Raw genomic sequence first — 23,274 nt, 5'->3', positions numbered from 1 at the left:
GGTCAGACGGCGGTGGCCGGAGCCGGGGCCGCGGCGCGGCTCCGACGCGGGATCCGGAGCGGCAGGATCGCCAGGGCACCGAGCACGGCGAACACACCGGCAGCGACGTACACCCAGGCGTAGTTCCCGCCCACGACGCTGAGGATGAGCGCGGCCAGCAGGGGTCCGAACGACTGCGGGACCTGGTTGCCGAGACTGAAGATCGCGAGGTAGCGACCGTTCTCACCCTCCTGGGGCATGACGTCGAGACCGGTCGCCTGGTCGACGGCGCCGTAGACGCCGATCGCGAAGCTGCTGAGCAGGGTGGCGATCGCGTACTGCGGGACGCTGTTCATGGTCGCGATGAGGACGAGCGACACGGCGAGGAGCAGCGCGCTGACGAACAGGAACGGCTTGCGGGAACCGAGCTTGTCGGACAGCCAGCCCGAACCGATCGCGCCGATGATCGCCATCACCACACCGCCGAGGCCCAGGGACGCCGTCAGCCCGGCGACCTGCGCGGCCGTGTACCCGAGTCGCTCGATGAGCAGGTAGACCGTGTAGAGGCTCAAGAACGACAGCGCCAGGAACACCATGGCGCGGCTCAGGACGACCCAGCCGAGGTTCGGGTGGCGACGCGGGTTGAACCAGTAGCCGCGCAGGAGTCCGCCCACGTTCAGCGCCGGGGGCTTCGTCGTGAGCTGCTCGTCCTTCATCACGGCGATGAACACGAGGCCACCGACCAGCGCCAACGCGCCCGGGATCAGGAACATGGCGGCCGCCGAGGCGGAGGCCGCGCCCGCGACCGCGGTGCCGACGACGGGAGCCACCTGCGACAGCGAGCCGTTGATGCCCATCACCTTGCCGCGCTGTTCCTCGGGCAGCTTGTCGCCGAGGTAGGTGACGATCATCGAGCCGACGATCGTGTACCCGATGAAGGAGATCGTCCACCCGAGGATGACCAGCGGGATGGTGGCGGTCAGACCGATGATGAGCGCGCCCACGGCACCGATCAGGGTCCCGGCGACCATCCAGGGCCGGCGCCGGCCGAACCGCGATCGCGTCCGGTCGCTCAGCACGCCGATGAGGGGTGCGATGAACAGGACGATGATGCCGGGCACACTCAGCGCCAGGGCGAGGGTGGTGTTCTTGCTCGCCTCGTCGAGCTGGCCCATCCGGACCGCGAGCGAGAAGCCCACCGGCGCGATCCAGGCGAGGTAGAGCGTGAAGTACGCCACGAACATCGGGATCAGCTGGCGCTTCTTCATCTTCGTGACGGGAGCGGAGACCTGGGTCGCGCCGTGGATCTGCGCGGAACCGATCTCGAGTGTCGCGGACGGACCGAGCGGTGCGTCGACGGCTGCGGCCGACGGGTCCACCGCGTCGCCGCGTGCGTGTTCTGTTGCCATGCCAAAAACTCCATTGTTCAGCGGTGGTGACGGGTGTCGGGTAGCGATTGGTACCACGTGACACTGAGGAGTATGCACGGACGGAGCGCCGAGCACAAGCGATAAGCCCGACGGCGTTGAAACGGTTCACCGAGAACGAGGTAACACGTGGCACCAGACGACCCTCGAATCGTGGGAACATGCACTGGTGACCACACCAGCCTCGCTCCGCCCCGCGACCAGCGTCGACGTGGCCAAGGTCGCCGGCGTCTCGCGGTCGACCGTGAGCCGCATCCTCCGCGGGGACGAGTCGTCGTTCCCGGAGTCCACACGGCGACGCGTGCACGAGGCGGCTGCGAGCCTGGACTACCGACCGTCCACCGCCGGGCGCTCACTCGTGAGCGGTCGGAGCGACACGATCGTCGTCCTGCTCCCGGACGCACAGATCGGCAGCACGCTCCAGAACGCGGTCGACGAGATCATGCAGCAGACGAGCCCGTACGGCGGGAACGTGGTGGTTCGGTTCGCGAGCGCGAGTCCCGACGCCACGATCCGCGCTGTGCAGGCGCTCCGTCCGCTCGCGGTGCTCAACCTCGGCGTCCTCGACGCGGGCGACGTCCGGCGGTTGGGACGGCAGGGAACCGTCGTGGTACCGGCACTGGACGGCGACCAGCCCGCCGTCATGGACCCGGGCATCGCCGCGCTGCAGCTCAACCGGCTGGCGCGGCACGGCGACCGACCGCTCTGGTACGTGCGGACCGACGACGGCCACCTGGACCCGTACTCGGCCGACCGCTTCGCCGCGATCCAGGAGCTCTGTCGGGAGCGCGGGCTGCCCGAACCGCTGCAGCTCGAGGTCGGCCCCACGCTCGAGGACGCCGTGGCCGGGATGCAGCGCGTGCTGCTCGGCGGTGACCGTGCGGCGCTCGCGTGCTACAACGACGACGCGGCCATCGCGATGGTGGCAGCGGCGCGGGAGCTCGGGGTCGCCGTCCCCCACGACGTCGCCGTGATCGGCGTCGACGCCACGCGGGCCGGCCAACTGTGGTCCCCGCGCCTGACCACCATCGCGATCGACATGCACCGGTTCGTGCTCGAGGTCACCGCCGAGCTCCGTGCTCAGCTCGGCGGCCACGGGGGTCGAGCGGTACCGGACGACGGCGCACCGGCGCCCGTCGCGGTCCTGGTCCCCGGCGAGACGGCCTGACCCGCCGGGGACCGGTGTGCCGCCGCCGTCAGACGGTCGGCTGGAGTGCCCGGACGGGCGAGGTGCCGACGGCGTGCACGAGGAGCTCGGCGAGCTCCGCGGGACGGCTGAGGAACGGCGAGTGCGACCCCTCGATGACGAGCGGCTCCACACCCAGTCGGTCGGCGACCTGGTCGGACAGCCACCGGGGCTGCGACCGGTCCTCGGCGCAGCGGATGAAGCTGCGGGGCAGCTCGGCCGCCCAGAACCGCGGCACCGAGATCGGGAGCACCCCCTCTTCACCGAAGCGTTCCGGGGTCAGTCGGTCGAACGCCCACCGCGCGGTCTCGTCGTCGCAGTCGTGGAAGAAGAAGTCCCGGGCGCCCTCGAACGTCCCAAAGGCCATCGTTCCGTCCGCTCCGATGCGGAGGTGTTCCCGCATGCCCGTCGCGTCGACGCCGCTCTGTTCGCCGTGCGCGCCCGGACGCGTCGAACTGGCCTCGGGCTGCGTCCTGCCCTCGATCGGCAGTGCCGCCGCCAGGTAGACGACGTGCCGGACGAGGTCCGGTCGGGCGTCGGCGGCGCGGGTGACCTCGTGTCCGCCGCCGGAGTGTCCGACGAGCACGTCCCCGGGCTCCAGGACCGAGACGACGGCGTCGAGCCGGCTGGCGAGCGTCGGCACCTCGTCGGCACGTTCGCCGTGGCCGGGCACGTCGATCGCGACCGCCTCGTGCCCGAGGCGCGCGAGCTCCGGGATGACACGGTCCCAGCACCACGCGCCGTGGAACCCACCGTGGACCAGGACGAACCTCATGCGAGTCGCACCGTCCATCCACCGTCGACGGGCAGGATCGCCCCGGTCACGAACGAGGCGAGCTCGGACGCCAGGAACACCGCGACGTTCGCCTGTTCCTCCGACTCCGCCGAGCGGCCCAGCGCTGACTTCGCGTCGAGCACGGCGAGTGCCTCCGGGGAGATGCCGTGGTGCATGAGGCTCGTGGTGAACCCCGGCGCGATCGCGTTCACGCGGATGCCGTGCCCGCCGTACTGCACGGCGTTGGAGCGTGTGGCCGCGTTCACCCCGGCCTTCGCCGCGGAGTAGGCGACGGAGACCTTGCCGTCGACGCCGAACGACGCCGCCGACGAGAAGTTGACGATCGCGCCGCCGCGGCCGCCCGCGATCATGACGCGGGCGGCGTGCTTGTTCGTCATGAGGGTCCCGCGCAGGTGCACGTCCGTGATCGCGTGGTACTCCTCCTCGGTCACCTCGGGGCCGCGACGGCTGCCCGGGTTTCCCGCGATGTTGACCAGCACGTCCACCCGACCGAAGACCTCGACCGCGTGGTCGAACGCGGCCTCGATCTCGGACTCGCTCGTCACGTCGACGTGGAAGGGCTCGGCTGCCGCGCCGAGGGCGGCAGTCACCTGGACCTCGTCGCCGCTCATGTCCGACACGAGGACGCGTGCGCCCTCCTCGACGAACCTCCTCGCGGTGACGGCTCCGATGCCGGCGCCGGCGCCGGTGATGACGGCGACCTTGTCCTCGAGGAGTCCTCGGCCGGACGCCGCGGCGGGCGTCGGGTCGGTGTGTGGGGTGGTCATGCTGTCGCGATCCGTTCTGTGTCGGTGGTGGGGTGGTCCGCGGTCATCGGACCGAACCGGCCATGAGGGGTTCCTGGAGGTCCACCCGCGTCGGGGTGAGTGCCGATGCCGCGGCGAGGTCACCGTCCTTGATGGAGAGCGTCGGGTGCCGCTGCATCTGCTTCACCGCGAGCGACTGCACGCCGCGCGTGTTCAGCGCACGGACGAGCGCGGTGCGCGCGACCTGTTCGCGCCGGTCGTGCGGCGTGAAGAGGGTTCGTGAACGCCCGACGAGCTTGTGCTGGTGGGAAACGTGCGGGTACATCCGCTCGTTCCAGGCGGCCAGGGCCCCGGGCACGTCGTCGGGTCGCTGCTCGAGGAAGGTCCCGAGCAGGTCGCCGCCGGCCAGCGCGCAGGAAGCGCCGTACCCGGAGTAGAGCGTCATGCACCACGCCGAGTCGCCGACGAGCACGACGCGCCCGTTGTGGAACTGCCGCATCCGCACCTGCTGCGCGGAGTCGAAGACCGTGTGGGCGGTGGCGGCGAACCGCTCGAGCGCCTCACCCAGGAAGGGACCGGTCGGCTTGCCGGCGAACGCCCGCTCGACGGATGCGACGGCACCGCGCTCCAGTTCCCCTGCAGGGTCGTCGGTCCGGTAGGAGAACAGCATGCTGGGCGCGTGGTCGACGAACGAGAACGTCCAGAACGACCGACCGGGTTCGGCCAGGACGACACTGTCGTTCGCGGGCACACCCGTGAGCTGGGGCTCGAGCAGGGCGGTCGCGACCATGTAGTCCAACGGGTTGAGGAAGTTCGCGTCGGGCCCGAAGGTCAGTCGGCGGACGGCTGATCGCATCCCGTCGGCACCGACGACCAGGCCGAACCGCTCGGTCGACTCGGTGCCGGCGGCGCGGTCCTGGAGCGTGACGTCGACACCGTCGGCGTCCTGTCGGATGTCGGTCGGGCTGGTCGAGTACCGGATCTCGGCGTCCTGTGGGAGGCCCTGGAACAGGCCGTTCTCGACGTCGCCGCGGAGCAGGATCCAGGGTGCCGCGGACGGGATCGTGCCGAAGCCCAGGCCGGGCCGCATGCGCCCCTTGCGGTCGACTTCCCAGCTGTGGTGGTCGGGGTTGGTCCGGTTGTGGATGAGGTCGAGGACCCCGAGTCGCTCTGCCGCGATCCGGCCGGTCCCGAACAGCGCGATGAAGTGCCCGCCCGGACGTCGTTCGGGGGCGCGCTCGACGATGACGGGCTCCCATCCCGCCTTCCGGAGCCGGATCGCGGTCGCCATGCCCGCGATGCCGAGTCCGACGATGAGCGCTCGGCGCTCGTGGTCCGTGGTGGTGGTCATGCGTGTCCTCTCGCCTCGGTCGGTCGGGATTGCACCCGCCTGACATCACCGTAAGTCATCCGATTGACCTAAGGAAGCGACTCACCGCATTTGCTCAGGCACGTGATTGAGTGGTGTACTCTCGAGGGAGTTGCCGACGGATGACGAGGGCGAAGTGGACGAACACGGCGTGAAGCGACACCGACGCGAGGACCAGGCAGCCACGACCCGTGCCGCGCTGCTCGAGACCGCCGAGCGGCTCTTCGCCGAACGCGGGATCCAGGCGGTGTCGAACCGCCAGGTCAGCGAAGCGGCGGGCCAGGGGAACAACACCGCGGTCAGCTACCACTTCGGCACGAAGCTCGACCTCGTCCGGGCGATCCTCGAGAAGCACAACGCGGTCATCTCGTCGATCCGTGAGCGTCTCATCGACGAGATCGCCGACCGCGACGACCTGCGGGCCTGGGTGTCCGTCGCCGTCCGCTCGGTGACCGAGCACCTCGAGGACCTCGGCGGACCGTCGTGGTACGCGCGCTTCATGGCCCAGGTTGTCGCCGATCCTGCGTACCAGGAGCTCGAGGCACGATCCCTGCTCGGCGCGGAACCGTCGCTCGTCGCACTGCAGCGCGGGATGACCCGGTGCCTGCCGGACCTCGGTGCGTCGGTCCACGCCACCCGCACGGCGATGACGCGGTACCTGATCACACAGGCGACGGTCGACCGCGAGCGCCAGCTCGCCGCCGACCCGACCGCGACCGCCGGCTCGTGGGACGAACTCGCGGACCGGCTCGTCGACGCCATCGTCGCCATCTGGAACGCTCCGGACGGCGCACCGCCGACCTCGGCCGAGACTGGCGACACCACGGCGGCCGAGCGGGCCCTCCCAGCGGACGCCGAGCGGTACGCGTTCCTCCGCCGTCTCCGTGAGGACTTCACGCGGTTCATGATGGAGTACCGGTTCGCCGTCGACGAGGTCCTCACCAAGGTCACGATCCTGCGCGAGGAGTTCCTCCACCTGCACCGCTACAACCCCATCGAGCACGTGTCGTCCCGGGTCAAGACGCCCGAGAGCATCCTCGACAAGGTCGACCGCCGTGGCGTGGGACCGGCGCTCGGGACGATCCGGCAGGAGATCACCGACATCGCCGGGGTCAGGATCACGTGCAGCTTCATCGCCGACACGTACCGGATCCTTGACGCGCTCACCTCGCAGGACGACGTCCGCGTGATCGCCGTGAAGGACTACATCGCGGAGCCGAAGCCGAACGGGTACAAGAGCCTGCACGCGATCATCGAGGTCCCCGTGTTCCTGTCGACCGGTGCCGTCCCCGTCATCGTCGAGGTGCAGATCCGCACCGTGGCGATGGACTTCTGGGCCAGCCTCGAGCACAAGATCTCCTACAAGTACGACGGCGTCGTCCCGGACCACCTCGCGGCGGACCTGACCGATGCCGCCCACGTCGCGCAGCAGCTGGACCACCGGATGGAGCAGCTGCACGCCGAGGTCCGGGGCACCGCGTCCGAGGTGGACGCGGTGCAGCCCGGTCACGGCATCGACGAGGCGGTCCTGCGGCAGCTCTGGGAGCTGTCGCAGCGATCCGCCGGCTGACGTCGACCTGGCGCGCTCACTCCGCGATGCGGATGGCGAGCGCCGGGCAGACCGCGGCGGCCTGCCGTACCTCCTCCTCGTGCTCCGGCCCCGGCTCGGCGTCGAGCAGCACCGCGATCCCGTCCTCGTCGCGCTGGTCGAACACCGTCATGGCGGCGACCACGCACTGGCCCGATGCCACACACCTGTCCTGATCGAGGATGACCTTCATCGTCGTGTTCCTTTCGTCGTGTCCGTCGTCACCAGGCGACGGGGAGTTCGTGCACGCCGTAGACGTTGCCCTCGTGCTTGAACGGGATGGTGTCGAGCGGCGCCGTCACACGGAGACCGGGGAGACGGCGCAGCAGCGTGCTGTACGCCACCTGCAACTCCATCCGGGCGAGCGGCTGGCCGAGGCACTGGTGGATGCCGAAGCCGAACGCGACGTGGCGGCGTGCGTCGCGCGTCACGTCCAGGTCGTCGGCGTGGTCACCCCACACCGACGGATCGCGGTTGCCGATGTCGGTGGCGAGGATCACGCCCTCGCCGGCACGGATCGTCACGTCGCCCACGTCGATGTCCTCGGTGGCGACCCGGCGCATGCCGGTGTGCGTGATCGTGAGGTAGCGCAGGAGCTCCTCCACGGCGGCGGCGATCGGGGCGGGGTCAGGGTTCGCCCGGAGCACCTCGGCCTGGTCGGGGTGGGTGAGGAGCGCGAGCGTCCCGAGTGCGATCATGTTCGCGGTCGTCTCGTGCCCGGCGAGCAGGAGCAGGACGCCCATGTTCGCCGCCTGCTGGTCGGTCAGGTCGCCACCGTCGACCCGTCGCGCCAGGTCGGAGAACAGGTCCTCCTGCGGTTCGCGACGCTTGCGCGCGAGCAGGTCGTCGAGGTAGGCCGAGAGCGCGTGGTGCGCGGCACTCCGCTCCTCGGTCGTCGCGTCGCGCCGGATGATCTTCTTGCTGTTGCGCTGGAAGAACTCGTGGTCGTCGTACGGTACGCCCAGCAGGTCCGAGATCACGAGCGACGGGAGCGGGAGGGCGAACGACTCGACCAGGTCGGCCGAGCTGCCCGCGGCGAGCATGTCGTCCACGAGCCGGTCGGAGATCGCCTGCGTCGCCGGACGCATCGCCCCGATCCTGCGGATGGCGAACGGTGCCGTCACCATCCGCCGCAGGCGCATGTGGTCCGGGTCGTCCATGAGGATGAAACTCGCGGTCGTCCCACCGGCCGGGATGGGGCTGGGCGACGGGTACCCGGGACGCATGAGGTTCGCGCTGATCCTCGGGTCGGCCAGCAGCCTGCGCTGTTCGTCGTACCGGGTCACCAACCACGGCCTGGTGCCGTCCCACAGGTTGACCCGGACGACCGGAGCGGTCTCCTGTGCCTCGCGGTTCGCGGGCGGCGGGTCGAAGGGACAGCCGCTCGCACGTGCTGCCGGGAACAGGGCCGCCTCGTCGGGCGCGCCCAGGAGGGTCTGTTCGGTCATCGTTGCTCCGTTCTCTTCAGTGGTCGGGCACCGGTCAGACGTGCACCGGTCCGGCGGGCTGCGCGGCCGCGATCGACACGGCGTGCAACCGGCCCTGCTTCGGCATCCGCCAGCCGAGGACCCCGACGGGTTCCCCGCCTGCTGCGCGGGCCACCGCGACGAAGCGTCGGTCCTCGACCGACCCCTCGACGATCTCCGGGGTGTCCTCCCCCATCGCTCCCCAGACCTGCACGCGGGCGCCGAACTGGTCCGTCCAGAAGTAGGGCGTCGGCGTGTAGGGCAGGTCCGCGCCGAGGATGTTCCGCGCGACGGCCGTCCCGTGTTTGAGCGCGTTCGTGCGGTTCTCCAGGCGGCGGTGGCGGCCGAGCGCTGGTTGGAACGGTCGTGCGACGTCGCCGGCGGCCCACGTGCCGTCGACGACGCGGCCGAACTCGTCCGAGACCAGACCGTCGTCGACCGGCAGGCCACTGCCGTCGAGCCAGCCGGTCGACGGCTCGGACCCGATGGCGAGCACGACCGTGTCCGCCCGCACGTGTGCGCCGTCGTCGAAGTCCACGACCTGTGCAGCGCCGACGGACCGGATGGACAGCGCGCGTCCGGTCGTGGTCAGGCGGACTCCGTGCTCGCTGTGGACGGCGGCGAGGATGCCCGAGCCGGTCGGGCCGAGCAGGTGCGCCATCGGGGCGGGAGCGCGACCGGCCAGCGTGACGGCGGCCCCCGTGCCGGAGACCGTCGCGGCGATCTCGCTCCCGAGCACGCCGTTGCCGATCACCGCGACGTGCCGCTGTCCGGCGTCGGCCAGCGGTGTCCGCAGCTCGGCGGCGAGCCGATCGGCGTCGCTGACGGACCGGAGCACCAGCCCGGCCGTCCCGTCGGAGGACGGGAGCCGGCGCGGTGAGACGCCGGTGGCGATGACGACGTCTCCCCCGGAGACCGACCGGCCGGCGGCCGTGGTGACGCACCGCGTGACGGGGTCGTACGCGACCGCTGCATCGCCGCGGATCCACGTGGCCTCGGCGGCGTCCAGCGCTTCCGGCGTCCGGAGGCGCAGTCCGGCTCGGTCGATCGTCCCCTGGAGGTAGGCCTTCGACAGGGGCGGACGGTCGTGGTTGGGGTCGTCGTCGGCGTCGATGACGGTGATCGTGCCGGCGAACCCCCCGCGTCGCAGACCGTCGACGACGGCGAGGCCTGCGACGGACGCGCCGACGATCACCACGTCGGATCGGGTCGGTGTGGCCATGGGTGCTCCGTCCGTGTGGTGGGGGTGGATGTCCGTGTGGTGGGGGTGGACGTCCGTGTGACGGCGGTGGGTGTCGGGGCGTGCCGGGTCGGCACGCCCCGACGGATCAGCGGCCGGCGGGCTCGGGGATCCCCACGGACCCGGTGGAGACGTCCACGACGGGTGCCTGGGAGGGCTCCGCCGCCTTGGTGCGGACGGCCGGGATCACCGCTGCCAGGACGGCCGCGACGAGCGTGATGCCGCCGCCGGCGATGAGCGCGATGCGGAAGCCGTTCTCGGAGGCGATCGCCGTGCCTCCGAAGTCGGTCGTGACCTGCGAGAGGATGACGCCGATGACGGCGGCACCGATCGTCGTGCCGAGCGAGCGCATGAGGGTGTTGAACCCGTTCGCCGCCGCGGTCTCGCTGCGCGGGACCGCGCTCATGATGAGCGTCGGCATTGCACCGTAGGCGAGCCCGACACCGCTGTTGACGATCATGCCCACGATCATCAGACCCCACGTGGTCCCCATGAGACCGAGCGAGGCGGCGTAGCCGACCGCGATGACGAGGGCGCCGGTGACGAGGGTCGTCTTCGCGCCACGTGCGACGGTGAGCTTGGCGCCGAGCGGCGAGACGATCATCATCATGACGCCGGACGGGGCCATCCAGAGGCCCGCCTGCAGCAGGGACTGGCCGAGACCGTAGCCGGTCTGGGTCGGGAACTGCAGGACCTGCGGGATGACGAGCATGCTCGCGTACATGCCGAAGCCGATGAAGACCGAGGCGATGTTCGTCATGAGGACGCGGGGACGAGCGGTCGTCCGGAGGTCGACCAGCGGGTCGCGGGTCCGGAGCTCCCACCAGCCCCACACCGCGAACAGGACGACGGCAGCGACGAAGAGGGTGATCGTCGTGACGGAGGTCCATCCCCAGGTCGCACCCTTGGACACGGCGAGGAGCAGCGACACGAGGCCGGCGGCGAGCCCGATGGCTCCCACGAGGTCGACGCGCTGACCCTTGGCCTGCGACGGCACGGACGGCACCTTGAAGAACACGAACGTCGCGGCGACGGCCGCGAGGCCCGCAGCACCCCAGAACAGCACGCGCCAGTCGGCGTACTCCGCGACGGCCGAGGCGATGGGCAGACCGATGGCGCCGCCGATGCCCATGGTCGCCGAGACGAGGGCGATCGACGACGAGAGCTTCTCCGGCGGGACGACGTCACGCAGCAGCGCGACCCCCAGCGGCACCACGCCCATGCCGAGGCCCTGCATGCCTCGACCGATGATCATCACGAGCACGCTGGGTGCGAGCGCGCAGATGATCGAACCGATGATGAGCGGGACGGCGCAGGCGATGATCATCTGGCGCTTGCCGACGATGTCGCCGAGGCGTCCGGCGATCGGGACGGCGACCGCGGCAGCGAGCAGGGTCACCGTGACCACCCATGCGGTGTTCGACGACGACGTGTCGAAGATGCGGGGAAGCTGCGGGATGAGCGGCGTGACCATGGTCTGCATGATCGAGGCCGAGATGCCGGCGAACGCCAGCGTGAATACCAGACCGCCGGTCTTCGGGGTCGTCGTGGTGGATGTCATCGGGCTCCTTCTCGAGGTATGTGCACCATACACACTTTGTGCATGATGCACAAGCGGTGTGGCATGATGGCGGGAGACCGAGAACGAGCCAGGAGGCACGGTGACGCAGCCCGTCGACGACAAGATCGCGGAGATCGAATACGCCCAGATGCTGCTCGCCCGTCACTCCCAGGCGCAACACCGGAAAGAGGGCTCGCTCGAGCGCAGTGCCTACCTCCTGCTGAGCAGGATCAATGCGCAGGGCCCGATGACCATCGGTGAACTGAGCGAGGCCTTCGGCCTGGACGCGTCCACGCTGCAACGGCAGACGACGGCCGCGGTGAAGGCGGGCGTGCTCGAGCGGATCCCCGACCCGGACGGGGGCATGGCCCGACGCTTCCGGCTCACCGATCACGGCTCGTCCGAGCTCGAGGAGGCACGACGCCGGTTCGTCGATGCGCTCGGCACCGTGCTGTCGGAGTGGGACCCCGACGACCTGGACGCGTTCGCCGGGTACCTCAAGCGCTTCAACGCCGACATCGAGCGCACGGGTGGCCGCTCCTGGCCCCACCCCTGATCCGATCGACCAGCGCTCTGCGCATCGTCGCCACCGGACCTACGCCATCTGGACCTCGTACAGCCCCTTCACCACGGTCGTCTCGACGATGCAGGTCCCGAGGGCACCGACGTACTCGGTCTGCACGTGGACGAGGCGGTCGCCGGAGGATTCGAGCACCTCGTGGACCTGGACCGTCGCGGACACCACGCCTCGTCGGGGTGCGAGTCGGTCGCGCCACCGGAGCGTCGGAGCGGGTGACCACCAGCGGGGTTCGCAGTCGATGCGCACCTCGGCGACCTTGCGCCCCCACAGGTACTGGGTGAACCGTCGGATGCGTGCGTCCGCACCCGGGAAGTCCAGGATCCCGACCTCCTCGACGAGCACGCCCTCCACTTCCTCGGTCAACGGCACGACCCGCACCAGGACGTGGTCATCCTCCCGCGTGCGGACGACGGCGCCGCCGCCGGAGCAGCGGTCGATGAGGCCGTCGTGCACGAGGTCGTGCATGGCCGCACTCACGGTGCTCCGGCTGAGGCCCACTTCGCGGGCAATGTCGTTCCCACGCCGCAATCGCGTTCCAGGTCTCAGGAGCCCGAGTTCGATGGCGCGCCGCAGCCCCTCCCGCAGCGCCTCCCGCGACGTCGATGCAGGCTGCAACGGCATCGACACCCGTGTGCCCATCGCCTCCTCGGGCTCCGCGACCAGGGCGGCGACGTCGAGCGAGGCCGGTCGGTTGGTCATGGTCCGCCTTCCTCAGTGGGTGGAGGGTTCCTGTTCGACCTCGCGGCGGTCGTCGTCGGACCAGAGGGTGTGGAAGGTGCCGTCCTTGTCGATGCGCTGGTAGGTGTGCGCGCCGAAGAAGTCCCGCTGGCCCTGGATGAGCGCGGCGGGGAGTCGGTCGGAGGCGAGGGAGTCGAAGTACGCCAGCGCGGAGCTGAATCCGGGCGCGGGGATCCCCGACGCGGCGGCGATCCCGACGATGCGCCGCCATGCTGCCTCACCCTCGGCGACGGCGTTCGCGAAGTACGGGTCGACGAGCAGGGATTCGAGCGAGGGGTTCTTGTCGTAGGCCTCGACGATGCGGTTCAGGAACTGGGCGCGGATGATGCAGCCGCCGCGCCAGATCTTCGCGATGTTGCCGAGGTTGATCTCCCAGCCGTACTCCTTCGCCCCGGCGATGATGAGGTCGAATCCCTGCGCGTATGCGACGACCTTCGACGCGTACAGCGCGGCGCGGACGTCGTCGGCGAACGTGTCCGGCACCTCCGCGATCTGCGGACGACTCTTCACCGAGGCCTGGACGGCGGCGCGCTGGGTGGGCTTGGACGACACGGCGCGGGCGAACACGGCCTCGCCGATGCCGGAGACGGGGATGCCGAGTCCGACGGCGTTCTGCACGGTCCACACGCCGGTGCCCTTGGAGCCGGCCTCGTCGCGGATGACGTCGACGAGGGGCTTCCCGGTGTCGGCGTCGGTCTGCTTGAGGACCTCGCCGGTGATCTCGATCAGGTACGACTCGAGGTCGCCCTTGTTCCACTCGTCGAAGATCTGCACGAGCTGCTCGACCGAGTACCCGCCGACACGGCGCAGCAGGTCGTAGGACTCGGCGATGAGCTGCATGTCGGCGTACTCGATGCCGTTGTGCACCATCTTCACGAAGTGGCCGGCACCGTCCGTGCCGACGTGCGTCACGCACGGTTCACCCTCGGCGACCGCGGCGATCGACTTCAGGATCGGCCCGAGCGTCTCCCACGCTTCCTTCGACCCGCCGGGCATGATCGACGGGCCCTTCAGCGCGCCCTCTTCACCACCCGAGATGCCGGTCCCGACGAAGTTGAGGCCCTGCTCGCGGAGGTCGTGCTCGCGGCGGATGGTGTCGTGGAAGTTCGCGTTGCCGCCGTCGACGATGATGTCGCCCGGCTCGAACCGCTCCGCGAGCTGGCCGATCACCGCGTCGGTGCCCTTCCCGGCCTGCACCATGATGATCGCGGTGCGCGGCTTCGACAGCGACGCGACGAAGTCGTCGATCGACTCGGACGCGATGAACCCGGCGTCCCCGTGCTCGTTCAGCAGTTCTTCGGTGCGGGCGTAGGTGCGGTTGTAGACCGCGACCGTGTTCCCCTCACGCGACGCCAGGTTCCGCGCGAGGTTCGAGCCCATGACCGCGAGGCCCACGACCCCGATGTTCGCCTGACCGGTCCGCTGGGTTTCCTGCTGCATCGGCATTCCTGTTCGTCTGAGCCGCTTGCACTTGCACGGCGTGGTCGGTACGTTGCCTAAACTAAGACTTGATTCTCATTTTGTCGAGTGTGTGCCGAAGGAGGCCGCGATGAGCGGAAACGTCCCCCCGATCGTCCTGATGGGGGTGTCCGGCGCCGGGAAGTCGACCGTCGGCGCGCTCCTCGCCGACCAGCTCGGCGTGCCGTTCGTCGACGCCGACGACCTCCACTCCCCCGAGGCGAAGGCGAAGATGGCGTCGGGCACACCACTCGACGACACCGATCGCGCCCCCTGGATCGCACGGCTCGCGCGGGTGCTCGCGGAGGCCGACGGCGGGGTCGTGCTCGCGTGCTCCGCGCTGACCCGCGCCTACCGCGACGCACTGGGTGGCACCTCGGTCTTCTTCGCACACCTCTCCGGCTCGCGAGCGCTCATCGCGCAGCGCCTCGCCGCGCGGGCGCACGAGTACATGCCGCCGTCGCTGCTGGACTCGCAGTTCGAGCTCCTCGAACCCCTGACGCACGACGAGCGCGGTGTGACCGTCGGGATCGACGCCCCCGCGGAGGAGGTCGCCCAGACCGTCCACCGACTGGTCGGGGACACCGTCGCCGGACGCACGACCCCGTTCGACCTCAGCGGGCGCGTCGCCCTCGTCACGGGCTCCAGCCGCGGGATCGGGCAGAGCATCGCCGACGGTCTCGCCCGCGCCGGTGCCCACGTCGTCCTGCACGGCCGCGATGAGGAGCGACTGGCCGCGACGCACGCCGCGTTCGTCGAGCGCCACGGCGCGGACCGCGTGGGTGCCGTCGCCTTCGACATCACCGACGAGCAGTCGGTCGTCGCAGGCATCGCCCGCATCGAAGACGAGGTCGGTCCGATCGACGTCCTCGTCAACAACGCCGGCGTCCAGCACCGTGTGCCGATGCTCGACCTCGCGCTGGAGGACTGGGAGCGCGTCGTGCGCACCGACCTCACCGCCGCGTTCCTGGTCGGACGCGAGGCCGCACGACGGATGGTCCCCCGGCAGCGCGGCAAGGTGATCAACATCGCCTCGGTGCAGACCGACCTGGCGCGACCGACCATCGCCGCGTACACGGCGGCGAAGGGCGGCATCCGCAACCTCACCCGCGCGATGACCGCCGAGTGGGCTGGCGCGAACATCCAGGTGAACGCGCTCGCGCCCGGGTACATCCACACCGAGATGACGCAGGCACTCGTCGACGACCAGGCGTTCAACGAGTGGATCCTCGGTCGGACACCCGCCCACCGCTGGGGAACGACCGACGACCTGGTCGGTCCCGCCGTCTGGCTGGCGTCGGCGGCGAGCGACTTCGTCAACGGGCAGGTGGTGTTCGTCGACGGCGGCATGACCGTCGTCGTCTGACCCCGGCACCGAGCCCACCCCTCCCACCCCGACCCGACCAGCTCGACCAGGAGACACCGATGTCCGAGACCGACCACCAGCCCAACACCGCCGTCGTCGTCCACGGCGCCGGCGACCTCCGCGTCGAGGAGCTCCCGGCGCCCGCCCCGCGTCCCGACGAGGCGGTCGTCTCCGTCGCCTACGGCGGCGTGTGCGGTTCCGACCTGCACTACTGGCGCCACGGTGCGGTGGGCGAGTCGATCCTCCGCGAACCGATGGTCCTCGGGCACGAGGTGGTGGGCACCGTGACCGCTGCAGCCGCGGACGGCTCGGGTCCCGCGGTCGGTACGGCGGTCGCCGTCCACCCGGCGACCACCGGCACCGCTGCCGGACGGTACCCGGCTGACCGACCGAACCTCGCCCCCGGGACCACCTACCTGGGCAGCGCGGCGCACCTGCCCCACACCCAGGGTGGCTTCGCCCGGTTCACGGCACTGCCCACCCGGATGCTGCGACCCCTGCCCGCGGGGCTGTCCCTCCGGGAGGCCGCACTCGCCGAGCCGGCAGCGGTGGCACTACACGGGGTGCACCGGGCGGGCGACGTGGCGGGCAAGCGCGCGCTCGTCATCGGAGCAGGTCCCATCGGCGCTCTCGCGGTCGCGGCCCTCCGTCGCGCCGGCGCCGCCGAGGTCACCGCCGTCGACCTGCAGGAACTGCCGCTGCGGATCGCGTCCGAGGTCGGTGCCGACCGCACGCTCCAGGCGGGCGACACCGACGCGATCGACGCCGTCGAGGCGGACGTCGTCATCGAGTCGTCCGGCAACCACCACGGCCTGGCCTCCGCCGTGCGCGGCGCGGCGCGCGGCAGGACCGTCGTGATGGTGGGCCTGTTGCCGACCGGTCCCCAGCCCGCGCTGGTCTCGTTGGCGATCACCAAGGAGCTCGACCTGCGGGGCTCGTTCCGGTTCGTGGACGAGATCACCGAGGTCCTGGACGCCCTCGCCGACGGGTCCCTCGCGATCGCTCCGGTGGCGACACACGAGTTCGCGGTCGAGGACGCCCTCGCCGCGTTCGAGACGGCCGCCGACTCCGCTTCCTCAGGGAAGGTCCTGCTCCGGTTTTGACCAGCTCCTCGCCACGCCGAAGAGCCCCGCGCCGTCTTGGTCGCGGGGCTCTTCCACGCTGATTCAGGCTGCCGGTGCCCAGCCCCGCAGGGTGCCGAGGAGGGCGCGGACGAGCCGCGTCGCGATCTCGTCCGGGTCCAGCCCGACGGTCTCGTGCAGGTCGAACAGTTCACGCGGGTCGAACAACGAGTTCCAGAAGTAGAGCCCGATGTCCCCCGGGTCCGCGATGCCGGTCTCCTCGACGGCTTCCCGGATCGGGCGTTCCAGGGCGTCGGCCTGCACCGTCAGGTACTGCGCGCCCGCACGGAGACGCTTCAGGTACCCCTCGTCCGATCGGGTGTGCACCATGGCGCGACCGTGCTTCATGACGAGCTCGATCCAGCGCTTGCTGACGACCTCGAGGAGTGCGACACCGTGCTCGGCGCGGCCGAGGCTGAACTCGCGGAGCGTCTCACCGACGCCGTACCGGAACTCCGCCAGGGCCTCGTCGACGCTGCCGAAGTGTCGGTAGGCCGTCGCGGTCGAGACCTCGGCCTTCTCGGCGACGTCCTGCATGCGGATCGCGTTGCCGTGCTTCGCGGCGAGCCGCGACGCAGCCTTGATGATTCGGGCGCGGTTGCGCTCGGTGTCACTCCGCACGGCTCTCCTCGACGTCGTCGATGTCAGCGTAGTGCTTCGAACCCAGAAGCGAGCCGAGCGACGCCGGCGATGATCGCGTCGTCCGACGCGGCGTAGGAGAGACGCAGGTGGTGCTCACCGGCGGCACCGAACTCGGCTCCCGGTCGGACCGCGACACCCAGCTCGCGCAACCGGCCGACGAGCTCGACGCTCGGCAGATCCAGGTCGTACCGCGGGAAAAGGTAGAACGCACCCTCCGGCGAGCTGACGTCGAGCCCCGGGATGGCGGTCAGGCCGTCGGCCATCAGGGAGCGGCGACGCGCGTAGGCCTCGTGCATGCGGGCGATGTCCTCGTCGCACGTCTCGAGCGCCACGAGGGCGGCGTCCTGCACCGCGGTGTTCATGGAACCGTTCGCGGTGTTGTGGATGCGCGCGGCGGCGGCGATGATCGCGCTGGGGCCCCACAGGTACCCGACGCGCCAGCCGGTCATGGCGTAGCTCTTGGAGAACGTCTGGCAGTACACGGTCCGGTCGACGAGCGATGCGACCTCCAGCGCGGAGGTGAACGGCTCGCCGGTGAAGGTGAGGTCGGCGTAAGCCTCGTCGCTCAGGACGATGGTGTCGGTGCCCTCGAGCGCGGCGCCGAGTCGCTCGAGCTCGGCACGCGAGTGCACGATGCCCGTCGGGTTGCCCGGGTTGCAGAACACGAAGAGCTTCGCGTCGACGAGCGCGGCATCGAGTGCGTCGAGGTCCCAGTGCAAATCGGGCCCGAGCGGGACCGGAACGACGATGCCGCCGGCGAGGCTGATCAGGTCGGCGTAGAGCGAGTAGGTGGGGTCCGGGATCACGACCCGGTCACCGGGGTCGACGATCGCGAGGATGGCTGCGGTGAGTCCGCCGGTGCCGCCGTGGGTCACGAGGACATCGCCGACGTCGACGGACCGGTTGGCCAGTCGCCCGATGCGCTCCGCCAGCGCCGCGCGCAGGGTGGGCTCACCGTAGAGCGGCGAGTAGTGGGTCCGACCAGCGCGCAGCGCGGCCGCCGCGGCGTCGACCACCTGCGCGGGCGTGTCGAAGTCCGGCTCGCCCATCGCGAGCGACACGAGGTCCCCGCTGGACTGCGGCTGCTGCACCCGACGGGATGCTGCCACCACACGCTGCACTGCGTGGGAGGCGTCGAACGTGGTGGCTGTCGTCGTGGTCATGCGTTTCCGTGGTCTTCCTGGTCGGTGTCCACCGCGGGAGCGCCGGTGTTCCGGCTGATCTCGAGGTCGACACTGGTGTCACGTTGGCGGGTGGGGGCGATGACGAGTTCCTGGACGACGGCCCGCTGCGGGAGCGCCGCGACCAGTCGGACCGTCTCCGCGACGTCCTCCGGGCGGAGCATGTGCACGCGCTCCTCGGGCGCGGGCGGACGCGCACGGCCGTCGAGGATCGGGGTGTCCGCCTCGCCCGGGAGGACCGTCACCGCGCGGAGTCCCTCGGCGCGGAACGTGTTGTGCAGGAACGTCATGTAGTTGCGGACGCCGGCCTTCGCGGCGCCGTAGGCAGCACCACCGAGGAGGTTCGGGTTGACGGCCGCGAGCGAGGAGATCGTGATGACGGTACCGTCACCCTTCCGCAGCAGGTCGCCCAGCACGGCCTGGGTGAGCAGGTGCACCGCCGTGAGGTTGACGTCGATCACGCCCCGCCACTCGGCCTCGGTCACCCACCGTGCGTTCTGCACCGAACTCGAACTGCCGGCCGCGTGGACGAGCAGGTCGACCGGACCGAGCGCGTCGTGCACCGCGTCCACGACGCGGCCGGCGCCCCCCGCTGCGGCGACGTCCTGGGCGATGGTGACCGCGGTCCCACCGCCGTCACGGATCAGGCCGGCGACCTCGTCGAGCGGCCCGGGCCGACGCCCGACGAGCGCGACGTGCGCACCGTCCCGGGCGAGCAGCAACGCCGTCTCGCGCCCCATTCCGGTGCCTGCCCCGGTGACGAGTGCCACCTTGCCGACCAGAGATTCCATGTCGTCCCTCGCGTTCCTTATGTGAGAATCATCTCTCATTTGAGAGAGGTGCGTCAAGCGTCGCGGCGGTGTCGCGGCAACCCGACGGCACGGAAGACGTCCGCGACCGCGTCCTCGAGCGTGCGGACGGCGGTCTCCTCCTGCCACAGCACCTGCCGGGCCCGCTCGCGGTCCGTCCAGCGGAACCGGAGCGTCCGACCGGGGGTCACCTGACCGAGCAGCGACTGGCTCGCGGTGGTGGCGAACGCGATGATCGGGTAGCCCGCCGTCACCGTCCGGTAGCGGCCCAGGATGATCAGCTCGTCACCGTGGGGCACCTCGACCGCACCGATCGGCACGCCGTGGGAGACGATCTCCGCGCCGTCCGCCGGGTGCAGGACCGGGCCGTCCAGTCGCACACCGACGTGGTCCGACTGCGGCGTCACGGTGTACTCGGACGCCGCGACCAGTTCCCCGATCCCGGGGATCCCGCTGTCCGGGCCGGGCACCAGGTCGACCGTCCACGTCCCGGCAGCCGGCCTGCGGACCGGGACCGGCAGGCGGAACAGGGCGTGGTCGAAGTGCGGCTGTCGGAAGCCGGCGAAGTCGGTGTCCACCGTGAGCTGGTCGCCGTGGACGACCCGCTGCGCGAACCCCATCCGGAGGTCGGGCGCAGCACTGCCGAGGAACCGGTCCGCGCGCAGGGCCCCCGCGATCGCGAGGTAGCTGCGCGCACCCTCCGGTCCGGGCAGCAGGCGGAGCTCGGTGCCGGCGGGCACCACGACCGGGGACCACGTCTCCGCTGCGTGCTCGCCGACGAGCACACGGCCCACCGCACCCGTCGCGGCCACGAGGAGGTCGTGCGAGGGCACGAGGGAGAACTCTCCCAGGACCTCGAGGAGCGTCGCGTCCCGGTCGTTCCCCACGAGGACGTTCGCGACGGCTGACGCGTGCTGGTCCGCGCTGCCCCCGGTGGGGACGCCGAGTCGTTCGGATCCGCGTCGGCCCTGGTCCTGGAACGTGGTCGACCAACCGGCGTCCACGACGTCCAGGCATACTTCGTGCGTCATCGCGCGGCCCCCTCGGCATCGGTTGCAGCATCGGGTTCGAGGAAGCTCCCCTCGAGTCGCAAGGCCTCGTCGCGGCTGACCGGTACGAACCGCACCCGGTCGCCGGGGAGGATCGCAGCGGCGTCGGCGCGTGCGATGTCGACGACGACGTGGGGTGTCCGTCCGACGACGCGCCACCCGGTGGGACCGGGGAACGGCTGGATGATCGCGTTCTGCCCGGCGATCATGATCGACCCGGGTGGGACGTTCGTGCGCGGCTGCGTCGCACGGCGCACGGGGCGGGCGAAGTGCCCGCCCTCCATCATCGGGGCCATGCCGGCCGCCAGCAGGACGACCTCGAACGTCGTCTCGCCGATGTCGCCGACGAGCCGGTCCACGGTCTGCCCGAGCTCGGCCGCCACGGGCTCGAGGTCCGGGCCGGCGCCGGCGTCGAAGACTACCGGGATCGTGAAGACCCGCCCCGGCGTACCCAGCTGCTCGGTCTCCTCGACGACACCCTCGTCGAGGAGACCGAGCAGGTCCGTGATGCTCTCTGCAGTGGTCCGCAGCGGGTCGTACCGCACGAGGAGCGAGTCCAGGCCGGCCACCAGCTCCGTCACCCCGTGCGGGGTGCGGTCCTCGAGCAGCCTGCCGATGCTCCGAACCTGAGCACGACCGTCCGAACCGGGGACGCCGGCGACCATGACCGCGGCGTCCCCGAACGGGAACGCAGTGATACCGGTCACTTCGCGGCGACCGCCGCGTGCTTCTCGGCGAGGACCTCCTGCAGGCCCGTGGCGCGGATGCCGGCGGCCTCCAGTGCCCGGCGCAGCGCGGTGCCGTTCTCGAGCACCTGCGGGTGGTCGCCGTGCAGCAGCACCACGTCCGCGTCGTGTCCGAGCGGCACCGTCTCGCCGTCGACCGTCACGACGGTCCCCTCGATCACGACCTGAACGACGCGTCGGCCGATCTCCTCGGGGTCGTGCAGGAGCCCGCCCGGGTGCGACCGCGGGACCGGCATGCCGTCCGTACCGTACCCGCGGTCCGCCAGGAACACGTACCCCACCTGCAGGTCACGCTTCCGGGACTCCTCGGCGAGGAGACCGTTCTGGCAGATGACGATGTAGCTCGGGTCGTAGGCCGCGACGGCGTCGGTGATCGCACGGGCGTGCTTCGCGTCCGTCTGCGCGATGCTGCCCATCCGTCCGTGCGGCGCGACGTGACTGATCTTCCTGCCGTGCACCCGGGCGAAGGCGTCGAGCGCACCGATCTGGTAGAGCACGTCGGTGCGGATCTCCTCCTCGGACGCCTCGATCAGGCGGCGACCGAAGCCGACCAGGTCGGGGTAGCCCGGGTGCGCGCCGAGCTCGATGCCGCGTCGCACGCACTCGGCGACCGTGGCGTCGATCACGCGGGGGTCACCGGCGTGGAAGCCGCAGGCGATGTTCGACGCGGTGACGAGCCCAAGCAGGGCCTCGTCGTCGCCGATGGTGTAGTTGCCGAAGCTCTCACCGAGGTCTGCGACGACGGCGACGGATGCGGTGGCCATGGGGCCCTCCTTCATGGTGGTGCTGGTGGTACTGATGGAGCGGTGTCGGACGGGTGTCACTCGATGCGGAGCGGCTGGCCCTTCGTCTCCCGGAGGAAGAAGCAGCTGATCAGGGTGATCAGCGCTGTGATGATCGACGCGAACGCCGGGACGAGGCTGCTGCCGGTCGCGTTGATGACCGCGGTCATGACGAGTGGTGCGCTGCCACCGAAGATGATGGTGCTGATGCTGAAGCCGATGCTGTAGGCGCTGTACCGGACGGTCGTCGGGAACATCTCGGTGAGCACCGTGTGGATGACCGCGGCGTGCCCGGAGAACGCGACGGCAAGCACGACGGCCCCGACGGCGGCCAGCCCGAACTCGCCCGTGGCGAGCATCACGAACATCGGGTATGAGACGACCGCCATCGCGACGGCGGAGATGATGAGGACGGGCTTCCGGCCGATGCGGTCGGAGAGTCGGGCCATGAGCGGGATGGCGATGATGATCGCGACCAGTGCGCAGGCCGTGACGAGCAGCGCCTTCACCATCGTGAAGTTGTGCGCCTCGCCCAGCTGCGTCTTCAGGTAGGTCGGCATGTAGGCGAACAGCAGGTAGTAGCCCGGGCCGTTCAGTGCCGGCAGGAAGATCGTCAGGACGATGGCCGCGATGTGGCGGCGCGAGGTGAAGGCCGCACGGAGCGGGTTGCGGGCGACGGCCTTGCGCTCCCGGAGCGCCTCGAAGTGCGGGGTCTCCTCCATGCGACGGCGGATGTAGAACCCGACGTACCCGAGTGGTGCCGCGAACAGGAAGGGGATCCGCCAGGCCCAGGCCTCCATGGTCGCGTCACCCAGCGTGGTGATGAGGACCGCGGAGAAGGTGCTCCCGAACAGCAGCGCGAAGAACGAGCCCACCGCGATGAAGCTCATGGAGTAGTTGCGGACGGCGTCCCGCGCGTACTCACCGACGAAGGACATCGCGCCGGCGACCTCGCCACCCGCGGAGAAGCCCTGCAGGACGCGGAGTGCGAGGAGGAGGATCGGCGCCGCGATCCCGATGACGTCGTGCGACGGGATGAGCCCGATGCACAGCGTCGACGCGGAGATGAGCAGGAGGAGTGTGGACAGCAGCGCCTTCCTGCCGATCCTGTCGCCGAGGTACCCGCAGATCACACTGCCGAAGGGCCGGGCCACGAAACTGACCAGGAAGCCGATGTTCGTCAGGAGCAGCGCACCCGACTCAGCGCCGCCGATCAGGCTGATCGCGATGTAAGTGGTGAGCAAGCCGTAGATGCCGTAGTCGTACCACTCGACGAAGGAACCGACCGCACCGGCGACGGTGGCCCGGCGGACCACCTTGCCGTCCGCGGTGAGCACTCCGACCTGCGTCGTGTCGAGCCGTTCTGCTGCGCTCATGTCATCTTCTCTCGGGAGAGCCCCGTGGGGCTTGCTATCAGTGTGGGAGGTGGCGCCTGCACACGCCA

The 23,274-nt window shown here is 70.5% G+C and carries 22 protein-coding genes and 2 pseudogenes; 7 read left to right on the top strand and 17 right to left on the bottom strand.

What is annotated here, in order from left to right; all coding sequences use genetic code 11:
- Positions 1–2: 2 nt before the first annotated feature.
- Positions 3–1,388 carry an MFS transporter gene (locus Q9R26_RS15640; RefSeq protein WP_311227801.1) on the bottom strand — a complete coding sequence of 462 codons (1,386 nt, stop codon included), beginning with the start codon at positions 1,386–1,388 and terminating at the stop codon, positions 3–5.
- A gap of 187 nt (positions 1,389–1,575) precedes the next feature.
- Between Q9R26_RS15640 and Q9R26_RS15635 the strand changes: the two genes are divergently transcribed.
- Positions 1,576–2,574, top strand: a complete 999-nt coding sequence (locus tag Q9R26_RS15635; protein ID WP_311227800.1) for a LacI family DNA-binding transcriptional regulator — start codon at positions 1,576–1,578, stop codon at positions 2,572–2,574.
- 28 nt (positions 2,575–2,602) lie between these two features.
- On the opposite strand, the gene Q9R26_RS15630 is transcribed toward Q9R26_RS15635, so the two are convergent.
- From Q9R26_RS15630 to Q9R26_RS15620, 3 genes are read right to left on the bottom strand one after another with little or no spacing between them, the layout of a single operon-like run.
- On the bottom strand, positions 2,603–3,367 hold the full coding sequence (locus Q9R26_RS15630) for an alpha/beta fold hydrolase (RefSeq protein ID WP_311227799.1): 765 nt from the start codon (positions 3,365–3,367) through the stop codon (positions 2,603–2,605).
- Entirely contained in the window at positions 3,364–4,155 is a 792-nt protein-coding gene (locus Q9R26_RS15625; RefSeq protein ID WP_311227798.1) for an SDR family oxidoreductase, read from the bottom strand. The genes Q9R26_RS15630 and Q9R26_RS15625 overlap by 4 nt, the downstream gene beginning before the upstream one ends.
- A 43-nt stretch (positions 4,156–4,198) precedes the next feature.
- Positions 4,199–5,485, bottom strand: coding sequence for an FAD-dependent monooxygenase (locus Q9R26_RS15620; protein WP_311227797.1), 1,287 nt, complete (start codon positions 5,483–5,485; stop codon positions 4,199–4,201).
- Between the two features lie 154 nt (positions 5,486–5,639).
- On the opposite strand from Q9R26_RS15620, the pseudogene Q9R26_RS15615 reads away from it, so the two are divergent.
- Together Q9R26_RS15615 and Q9R26_RS15610 are read left to right on the top strand one after the other, a co-directional pair.
- Positions 5,640–5,834, top strand: a pseudogene (locus Q9R26_RS15615) (helix-turn-helix domain-containing protein); the annotation flags it as partial.
- A 573-nt stretch (positions 5,835–6,407) separates the two neighbouring features.
- A complete protein-coding gene (locus tag Q9R26_RS15610; protein WP_311227872.1) occupies positions 6,408–7,073 on the top strand; it encodes a GTP pyrophosphokinase family protein in 666 nt (221 codons plus the stop codon).
- Between the two features lie 16 nt (positions 7,074–7,089).
- Here the strand turns inward: Q9R26_RS15610 and Q9R26_RS15605 are convergent, their stop codons facing one another.
- The 4 genes from Q9R26_RS15605 to Q9R26_RS15590 all read right to left on the bottom strand — a co-directional run bounded on the left by Q9R26_RS15605 (position 7,090) and on the right by Q9R26_RS15590 (position 11,358).
- Positions 7,090–7,284: a ferredoxin gene (locus Q9R26_RS15605; RefSeq protein WP_311227796.1), complete on the bottom strand. Its 195-nt coding sequence runs from the start codon at positions 7,282–7,284 to the stop codon at positions 7,090–7,092.
- A 28-nt stretch (positions 7,285–7,312) separates the two neighbouring features.
- Positions 7,313–8,539, bottom strand: a complete 1,227-nt coding sequence (locus Q9R26_RS15600; protein ID WP_311227795.1) for a cytochrome P450 — start codon at positions 8,537–8,539, stop codon at positions 7,313–7,315.
- 34 nt (positions 8,540–8,573) lie between these two features.
- A complete protein-coding gene (locus Q9R26_RS15595) occupies positions 8,574–9,779 on the bottom strand; it encodes an FAD-dependent oxidoreductase (protein ID WP_311227794.1) in 1,206 nt (401 codons plus the stop codon).
- A 106-nt stretch (positions 9,780–9,885) separates the two neighbouring features.
- A complete protein-coding gene (locus Q9R26_RS15590; protein WP_311227793.1) occupies positions 9,886–11,358 on the bottom strand; it encodes an MFS transporter in 1,473 nt (490 codons plus the stop codon).
- A 100-nt stretch (positions 11,359–11,458) separates the two neighbouring features.
- On the opposite strand from Q9R26_RS15590, the gene Q9R26_RS15585 reads away from it, so the two are divergent.
- Positions 11,459–11,914: a MarR family winged helix-turn-helix transcriptional regulator gene (locus Q9R26_RS15585; protein WP_311227792.1), complete on the top strand. Its 456-nt coding sequence runs from the start codon at positions 11,459–11,461 to the stop codon at positions 11,912–11,914.
- 39 nt (positions 11,915–11,953) lie between these two features.
- On the opposite strand, the gene Q9R26_RS15580 is transcribed toward Q9R26_RS15585, so the two are convergent.
- Positions 11,954–12,637, bottom strand: coding sequence for a GntR family transcriptional regulator (locus Q9R26_RS15580; protein WP_137767300.1), 684 nt, complete (start codon positions 12,635–12,637; stop codon positions 11,954–11,956).
- Positions 12,638–12,649: 12 nt separating this feature from the next.
- Positions 12,650–14,116 (bottom strand): NADP-dependent phosphogluconate dehydrogenase, encoded by a 1,467-nt coding sequence (gndA, locus tag Q9R26_RS15575; RefSeq protein WP_311227791.1) that lies wholly within the window; start codon positions 14,114–14,116, stop codon positions 12,650–12,652.
- Positions 14,117–14,225: 109 nt separating this feature from the next.
- On the opposite strand from gndA, the pseudogene Q9R26_RS15570 reads away from it, so the two are divergent.
- The 3 genes and pseudogenes from Q9R26_RS15570 to Q9R26_RS15560 form a co-directional block, all read left to right on the top strand.
- Positions 14,226–14,696, top strand: a pseudogene (locus tag Q9R26_RS15570) (gluconokinase); the annotation flags it as partial.
- 9 nt (positions 14,697–14,705) lie between these two features.
- Entirely contained in the window at positions 14,706–15,500 is a 795-nt protein-coding gene (locus Q9R26_RS15565; RefSeq protein ID WP_311227871.1) for an SDR family oxidoreductase, read from the top strand.
- A 59-nt stretch (positions 15,501–15,559) separates the two neighbouring features.
- Positions 15,560–16,603, top strand: a complete 1,044-nt coding sequence (locus tag Q9R26_RS15560) for an L-idonate 5-dehydrogenase (protein ID WP_311227790.1) — start codon at positions 15,560–15,562, stop codon at positions 16,601–16,603.
- A gap of 63 nt (positions 16,604–16,666) precedes the next feature.
- On the opposite strand, the gene Q9R26_RS15555 is transcribed toward Q9R26_RS15560, so the two are convergent.
- Genes Q9R26_RS15555 through Q9R26_RS15525 form a run of 7 tightly spaced genes read right to left on the bottom strand, consistent with a single transcriptional unit; the run spans position 16,667 to position 23,206 of the window.
- Positions 16,667–17,242, bottom strand: a complete 576-nt coding sequence (locus Q9R26_RS15555; RefSeq protein WP_311227789.1) for a helix-turn-helix domain-containing protein — start codon at positions 17,240–17,242, stop codon at positions 16,667–16,669.
- 23 nt (positions 17,243–17,265) lie between these two features.
- Positions 17,266–18,426, bottom strand: a complete 1,161-nt coding sequence (locus Q9R26_RS15550; protein WP_311227788.1) for an aminotransferase class I/II-fold pyridoxal phosphate-dependent enzyme — start codon at positions 18,424–18,426, stop codon at positions 17,266–17,268.
- Positions 18,423–19,235, bottom strand: coding sequence for an SDR family oxidoreductase (locus tag Q9R26_RS15545; RefSeq protein ID WP_311227787.1), 813 nt, complete (start codon positions 19,233–19,235; stop codon positions 18,423–18,425). Before Q9R26_RS15545 ends, Q9R26_RS15550 begins: the two co-directional genes overlap by 4 nt.
- Before the next feature lie 53 nt (positions 19,236–19,288).
- On the bottom strand, positions 19,289–20,284 hold the full coding sequence (locus Q9R26_RS15540; RefSeq protein WP_311227786.1) for an allophanate hydrolase: 996 nt from the start codon (positions 20,282–20,284) through the stop codon (positions 19,289–19,291).
- Positions 20,281–21,009 (bottom strand): carboxyltransferase domain-containing protein, encoded by a 729-nt coding sequence (locus Q9R26_RS15535; protein ID WP_311227785.1) that lies wholly within the window; start codon positions 21,007–21,009, stop codon positions 20,281–20,283. The genes Q9R26_RS15540 and Q9R26_RS15535 overlap by 4 nt, the downstream gene beginning before the upstream one ends.
- On the bottom strand, positions 21,006–21,812 hold the full coding sequence (locus Q9R26_RS15530; RefSeq protein ID WP_311227784.1) for a 5-oxoprolinase subunit PxpA: 807 nt from the start codon (positions 21,810–21,812) through the stop codon (positions 21,006–21,008). Before Q9R26_RS15530 ends, Q9R26_RS15535 begins: the two co-directional genes overlap by 4 nt.
- A gap of 56 nt (positions 21,813–21,868) precedes the next feature.
- Positions 21,869–23,206 (bottom strand): MFS transporter, encoded by a 1,338-nt coding sequence (locus Q9R26_RS15525; RefSeq protein WP_311227783.1) that lies wholly within the window; start codon positions 23,204–23,206, stop codon positions 21,869–21,871.
- Positions 23,207–23,274: the final 68 nt, after the last annotated feature.

This window comes from Curtobacterium sp. BRB10, from assembly GCF_031844325.1.
In the GTDB taxonomy this organism is placed as follows: domain Bacteria; phylum Actinomycetota; class Actinomycetes; order Actinomycetales; family Microbacteriaceae; genus Curtobacterium; species Curtobacterium poinsettiae_A.
The sequence above is the reverse complement of the archived record's forward strand: the minus strand, read 5'-3'. Positions and strand labels throughout refer to the sequence as shown.